General features: G+C 44.3%; 10 protein-coding genes. All 10 read left to right on the top strand.

Going from position 1 to position 5,427, the window contains the following annotated elements; genetic code table 11:
- Positions 1 to 273 (top strand): hypothetical protein (locus tag Xmir_RS21805; protein ID WP_208620476.1); only part of this gene is annotated, 273 nt, incomplete at its 5' end.
- 75 nt (positions 274 to 348) lie between these two features.
- Positions 349 to 564: a hypothetical protein gene (locus Xmir_RS21800; RefSeq protein WP_069315317.1), complete on the top strand. Its 216-nt coding sequence runs from the start codon at positions 349 to 351 to the stop codon at positions 562 to 564.
- Positions 565 to 663: 99 nt separating this feature from the next.
- Positions 664 to 1,362, top strand: coding sequence for a DNA adenine methylase (locus tag Xmir_RS21795; protein WP_099116074.1), 699 nt, complete (start codon positions 664 to 666; stop codon positions 1,360 to 1,362).
- Positions 1,363 to 1,452: 90 nt separating this feature from the next.
- Complete coding sequence (locus Xmir_RS21790; RefSeq protein WP_208620477.1) at positions 1,453 to 1,785, top strand: phage holin, lambda family; 333 nt, start codon at positions 1,453 to 1,455, stop codon at positions 1,783 to 1,785.
- Positions 1,766 to 2,167 (top strand): structural protein, encoded by a 402-nt coding sequence (locus tag Xmir_RS21785; protein ID WP_099116072.1) that lies wholly within the window; start codon positions 1,766 to 1,768, stop codon positions 2,165 to 2,167. The genes Xmir_RS21790 and Xmir_RS21785 overlap by 20 nt, the downstream gene beginning before the upstream one ends.
- Positions 2,168 to 2,229: 62 nt before the next feature.
- A complete protein-coding gene (locus tag Xmir_RS21780) occupies positions 2,230 to 2,610 on the top strand; it encodes a lysis protein (protein ID WP_244171020.1) in 381 nt (126 codons plus the stop codon).
- 137 nt (positions 2,611 to 2,747) lie between these two features.
- On the top strand, positions 2,748 to 3,038 hold the full coding sequence (locus Xmir_RS21775; protein WP_145956947.1) for a hypothetical protein: 291 nt from the start codon (positions 2,748 to 2,750) through the stop codon (positions 3,036 to 3,038).
- Positions 3,039 to 3,042: 4 nt separating this feature from the next.
- Positions 3,043 to 3,426: a hypothetical protein gene (locus tag Xmir_RS21770; protein WP_208620475.1), complete on the top strand. Its 384-nt coding sequence runs from the start codon at positions 3,043 to 3,045 to the stop codon at positions 3,424 to 3,426.
- A 371-nt stretch (positions 3,427 to 3,797) separates the two neighbouring features.
- Complete coding sequence (locus Xmir_RS21765; RefSeq protein ID WP_099116068.1) at positions 3,798 to 4,649, top strand: KilA-N domain-containing protein; 852 nt, start codon at positions 3,798 to 3,800, stop codon at positions 4,647 to 4,649.
- Positions 4,650 to 4,977: 328 nt separating this feature from the next.
- On the top strand, positions 4,978 to 5,376 hold the full coding sequence (locus tag Xmir_RS21760; RefSeq protein ID WP_208620474.1) for a hypothetical protein: 399 nt from the start codon (positions 4,978 to 4,980) through the stop codon (positions 5,374 to 5,376).
- The last annotated feature ends 51 nt before the right edge of the window (positions 5,377 to 5,427 follow it).

The following is a 5,427-nucleotide window of genomic DNA, read 5'->3' as shown; positions in this document are numbered from 1 at the left end:
GTGGCCTTTTTGTTTTGTCATCATAAAGTCAGGAAACCAGAAATGAAAAAGTTAACAGTCACCCTTTTAGGTCTAAATGAGAATAACACTGCTGGTTCTGTAACTTTTAAGGTATGGCAGCGTGATAAGTTACTGATTGAAGACACGTTGAAAGGGAAAGTTTCAGAGAGATATAGCAAGGTTTATGATATTGATGGCTCTAATGAGCCTGTAAGAATTGAGCATAACCGCAACGATCTCCCATCACTTAAAATTACTGCCCGCATCGCATAATCAATTGCGCTTTATTGAACTTTAGTTAACCAATTAATAATCTATTCTCCGGGTACCCAATCGAAGGAGATAGAAATGTTTGTAGAAGAAGGGTTAAAGCCAGATCCGGATAACGCTGGTTTTGTGCTTGGATGGGGAGTTGTACGCTATTCTCCTTGGCATTTAGCTGGTGTGTATGCCACTAAAGAGAAAGCCGAAATAGAAGCAGTTAATTTCGGCTCAGTTTATGAAGTCCATTACGGATCGCACAGAACGGGTAGTGATGATTTCGTATGGGGCATTGATCCCTAATCATTACTTATTTCTGGATGGATTAACGTCAGGGTCGCAAATGCGGCCTTTTTGTTTTCTGGCTGCACCACTAGAAAGGGAGACGGAACGGTGAAATACATGGGAAGTAAATCCCGTATCGCAAAATATATTGCGCCATTTATTCTGGAACACGTCACGACAGATACTGTTTATGTTGAGCCGTTTGCGGGTGGTATGAACATGGTGAGTTACATCAATACCAAACATGCCGGCCCTGTTATTGCCGCCGATAACCATGAGTATCTGATTGAAATGTGGCGAGCATTATTATCTGGTTGGCAACCGCCAGAGTCCGTATCGAGAGAACGGTATTACACGATAAAAAACAATAAAGCGGAAGTACCTCATTTAACCGGGTGGGCTGGATTTAACTGTAGTTATTCCGGTAAATGGTTTGACGGGTATGCAGGGATAACACAGACTAAATCAGGCTATTTCCGTGATTATCAATCAGAGGCAATAAATAATATTCAGCGACAGGTCCTTGATCTGGATGGTGTACAATTGTTATGCGCTGATTATAAAGAACTGAACATACCGGATGGTGCGGTCGTCTACTGCGACCCGCCCTATGCGAACACGCGGCAATACCGCGATGCTTTTAATACGGCTGAGTTCTGGGAATGGGTTCGTGAGTTATCTGGCCGCTGTACTGTATTGATCAGTGAATACACGGCACCGGATGATTTTGATTGCATCTGGTCGCGCGAAATTACTAGCGGTATTTCCGGAACAAAAACGACATCAATCGAATCGCTATTTATGATGAAATCATAACTTCTAAACCTTTCCTATTAACTCAACTCACAGGGGCGACCATCGTTCACCCCACGGACGCCCATTGTTCAGATGGGGTGGATTATGAAGATGAAAGAAAATCCTGATATCTGGGTACATCTCGGTGACTGGCTCATATCAATAAGAGAGCAAGGCATCGGGGCGACTCTCGCCGGGACAATGGCATTTCTTCGCGGTCGCTATAACGGCGGCGGTTGGTTAAAGGTCTCAATCGACGCCTTTATGTGTGCCATGTTCGCCTGGTTCATTCGTGATGTATTAAACCTGATAGGTCTGAATCCTGACTTAGCCTACATCGGTAGTGTGGTGATTGGTTATTTGGGTACGGATTTTATCGGTCAATTGCTGCGTAAGGCGGCAGAGAAAAGAGCGGGAGGCAACAATGACGAGAGGCATTCGTAATAACAATCCCGGCAACATTGATCACAATCCTGCTAATAAGTGGCAGGGGCAATTGAAACACGACCCGAATATTGAACCTCGGTTCTGCCGATTTGAATCACCAGAATATGGCATTCGGGCACTCATGAAGTTGCTGTCTAACTACCACAAGAACGGTTATCAGACGGTAGCCAAGATGATAGATCGATGGGCACCCAATATAGAAAATAATACCCCAGCCTATATCAAGGGTGTTGCTAAGGCACTGAGTGTCGATCCGCATCAAGTTCTCGACATCAATAAACCGACGCTGATTGCACTGGCTAAGTCGATTATCCGGCACGAGAACGGCCAGCAACCCTATTCTGATGATGTTTTCACACGGGCGTTTGAATTGTTATGAAAGCCTACGAGAAGATGGTGTTCATCATTATAGCTGGGCTAATTGCTTGGTCTAGTTGGTTGATGGCATCGTTAAACGAAATGAATGATTTAAATGAAAAACTAACGACTGACCTTAACGAACAAGTCGCCATCAACACCACCCAGCAAGAGCGGATCAGGCACCTTGCAGAACAGGATGCAAAGCACCTACAGGAGCTGACGAATGCCAAGAGTAAAATTGATGAGCTGCACGCTGCTTCTCTTGCTCACCCTGAGCGGGTGTACGTCAAAGCCCAGTGTCCAGTGCTTAAAACCCCTGCCCCCTCCGGCATGGATGATGCAACCCCCGCCCGACCTACAGACTCCGCTATCCGAAATTATTGGCTACTCAGAGAACACATTGCCACCTCTGAACAAATGATTTTGGGGTTGCAGGAGTATGTTAGGACACAGTGCCGGTGAATAGATTATCGAGGAAGGTAATGAATAGCCCAGAAATTAGATTGAGTTATCGTTCCAGTATAAAAGATCTGAGCATAACTATTTTACATGCTATATTTTTTCCTTTGTGTGCCGCGTGGCGGTGGTGGAAATTACATATGGCTAGTAAGAAAGAGATATTAAATGATTTATCAAAATATAGAGAGAAAAGCGATAAGTTAGCGGAGAATATATACTCTATTTCAATGAAATCATTAGAAGTAATGAGTGAAATTGAGCATATGATGGGGCGAAGCGAGGATGAGAAACACCAAAAACTGATCGCTAAGATACATGATCTCAGTGAAATGATTCTCTCAAGTAGTAATGATACTCATGAATACTCAATGTCGTTAATGAAAGATTACGGGGCCGCGATAAAAAAAATAAGCAACAGCTCAGAAGAATAATGGTGTGATGATGACAATTCCACTTTCAGAAGTTAAGAAAAGATTAGATAGCTTAAATGATTCTTATCATAAAAATAAAAGCACGGTGGTCTCAGAGGAGCTAGAGTTAAAGGAAAAAGGAGAGCAAGACGACAAAGCCCGAAGAAACCTCACTTTCCATTTTGTATGGGGATTTTTTGGCCTGATTATTGGCTGCTTTTTGTTTGTGCTTTGGTATAACCATCATGCTATTGATTGGATAAAGACATTGAATACTCAAGGACTCTCTGATGCTGCAGCGTCAGTCAAATTGTTAGAGCTGGATAAAGTACTATCTGTAATTATCGGCGCTCTCGGTACATCGCTTGGCTTTATAATTGGTTATTACTTTAAAGAAAAGAAAGGCTAACGGTCCGCTCCTATCCTATCCATTCTATCAGGACGCGGCGTATCTCCTCTTAATTTTCAATCTGGTGTAATTTCACTAAATTAACAATAACACCCAAGCCATCACATCCCGTGGTGGCTTTTTTTATTCCTCTACCCATTCCCTTGAGTGGCTAAAGGAATATCAATAACACATGCTGCCCCTCCGTTCTCACCGCGTACCCAACGCACACGGATTGGTGGCATTTTTATTTTCACCGCGCACCGCAGCGCCAATCTAAACGTCGAGCCTTTATTTAGGAATGAGCCTTTGAGGAGCAGCTAACTGATGCTACTCGACGGGCTGATCTCCTATTGCGGCAAAGGTTCATTACCTAAGTAAGGATAAGCATCGTGAGTAATATCATTCCCTTTGAGTATGACGGTCATCCTATTCGCTTTAATGAAGAAGGGTGGATCAATGCTACAGATGTAGCGGCTAAGTTTGGTAAAGAGCCAAATGATTGGTTGCAGCAGTATGAGACGCTGGAATATCTATGTGTATTAAGTAGAAGGTTATTTTCCAATTCCGGTCCTGAGCAGGAATTAGCTAAAATCAAAGAGTTAGCAATAAGAAATGCTTCTACACGAGCCAAAATACTGCGATTGGCAAAAAGTACCGGATTAGTTAAAACGAGGGCTGGTATCAATGGCGGCACATGGCTTCACCCAAAATTAGCCATTCGATTTGCGCGCTGGTTGTCTGTTGACTTCGAAATCTGGTGTGATGAACAGGTTGATATGCTAATTCGAGGCAATCAACCCACGTTCACCGATTCACGTATCAATGCCATTTTTCTCCTCGATAAACCCGCTACATGGGAAAAACAGTTTCAGCAACCCTTTTATCAGGCACTCAGTCGCATGTCAGGATTGCCCTACAATGGTCATGTTGGCGGTACTCCGTCACTGTTTGGGATGATTACCTCCAAGTGGGTATATCAGGTTGTGCTGCCTGATTCGGTTTACGCTGAGGCCAAAGAAGCCGCCAAAGGCAGCGGGGACAAGATCCATCAATACCTTAAACCGGAAGCCAAGAAACTGGTACAAGAGCAACTGAAAGCGGTCACCATACTGGCTAACGGGTGTGTGGACTATAAAGACTTTGAAGCCCGTTGTGTTCAGTCATTCGGAAAGTCAGGCGAACAAGGCCTGCTTATCTTACCAATAGAACGGGAATTCAGTTATTCAGCGGTCAGGCATTAAACCAAAGTGGGAAAAAGCACTTTGGAATAAAGAGATGGCTCGGATTTCAAATCCGCCCCTTTGACGTGATAAGTGATTGATATTGTCGAGGTCCTCAGTTTGGTGACCTCGGAGAATATTGAGATCATCACTTTGGCAATCACTCAGCCAAACTTTCGGCTCTGTTCCAATCGGAGAAATATTTCGCTGATATACAAAATTCTGCAAAGCATCTGAAAACGGGTGCTTGACAGAGGATTGTGTAGGTTTTGAACCGACCCCCTCTTTTGATTCATCGGGGTTATATCAACCGAGCTAGTTATTTATTCTGATTTATGGAGAACAAAACATGACACAGAATACAGCAACATCCACAATCACCGTTGGCGTCAAATACGACACTCAGACACTGAGCCAGCTTGAATCACAGTTGGAGCATATCGCGGAATTGATGGAGCGCATTCAAGGCCGACATAATGCCGGCACAAAGGAACAGACGCGCAAGACCTATGATGCAGGTATGACATTGGCAGTAGAGAGGAACGCCAACACCATCATAGAAAATGCAGAGGAGATTTACAGAGTGGCCGCGGGCGTTCATGTGAAAGAAGCGGTCATTGACTCCATATCATCAAGCAAGGTTCCCAGTGACGATCACCTCCGCCAGATAGTGCGTGAAGAGATTGACAAGGCACTGCGTCCCGGCGGGAAACTGTATCACGCTTCCCTCTATCGTGGGGTGTGGTGATATGCCACCCCGTATCCCCCGAGCCTGTCGCAAACAAGGCTGCCCCAAAAC

Source organism: Xenorhabdus miraniensis, assembly GCF_002632615.1.
This window is presented reverse-complemented; position numbering and strand designations above follow the sequence as displayed.

What these genes read in the sequence shown, in the direction of transcription:
- Xmir_RS21800 (WP_069315317.1), top strand. Translation starts at nt 349, where the DNA reads ATGTTTGTAGAAGAAGGGTTAAAGCCAGATCCGGATAACGCTGGTTTT.
- Xmir_RS21795 (WP_099116074.1), top strand. Translation starts at nt 664, where the DNA reads ATGGGAAGTAAATCCCGTATCGCAAAATATATTGCGCCATTTATTCTG.
- Xmir_RS21790 (WP_208620477.1), top strand. Translation starts at nt 1,453, where the DNA reads ATGAAAGAAAATCCTGATATCTGGGTACATCTCGGTGACTGGCTCATA.
- Xmir_RS21785 (WP_099116072.1), top strand. Translation starts at nt 1,766, where the DNA reads ATGACGAGAGGCATTCGTAATAACAATCCCGGCAACATTGATCACAAT.
- Xmir_RS21780 (WP_244171020.1), top strand. Translation starts at nt 2,230, where the DNA reads ATGGCATCGTTAAACGAAATGAATGATTTAAATGAAAAACTAACGACT.
- Xmir_RS21775 (WP_145956947.1), top strand. Translation starts at nt 2,748, where the DNA reads ATGGCTAGTAAGAAAGAGATATTAAATGATTTATCAAAATATAGAGAG.
- Xmir_RS21760 (WP_208620474.1), top strand. Translation starts at nt 4,978, where the DNA reads ATGACACAGAATACAGCAACATCCACAATCACCGTTGGCGTCAAATAC.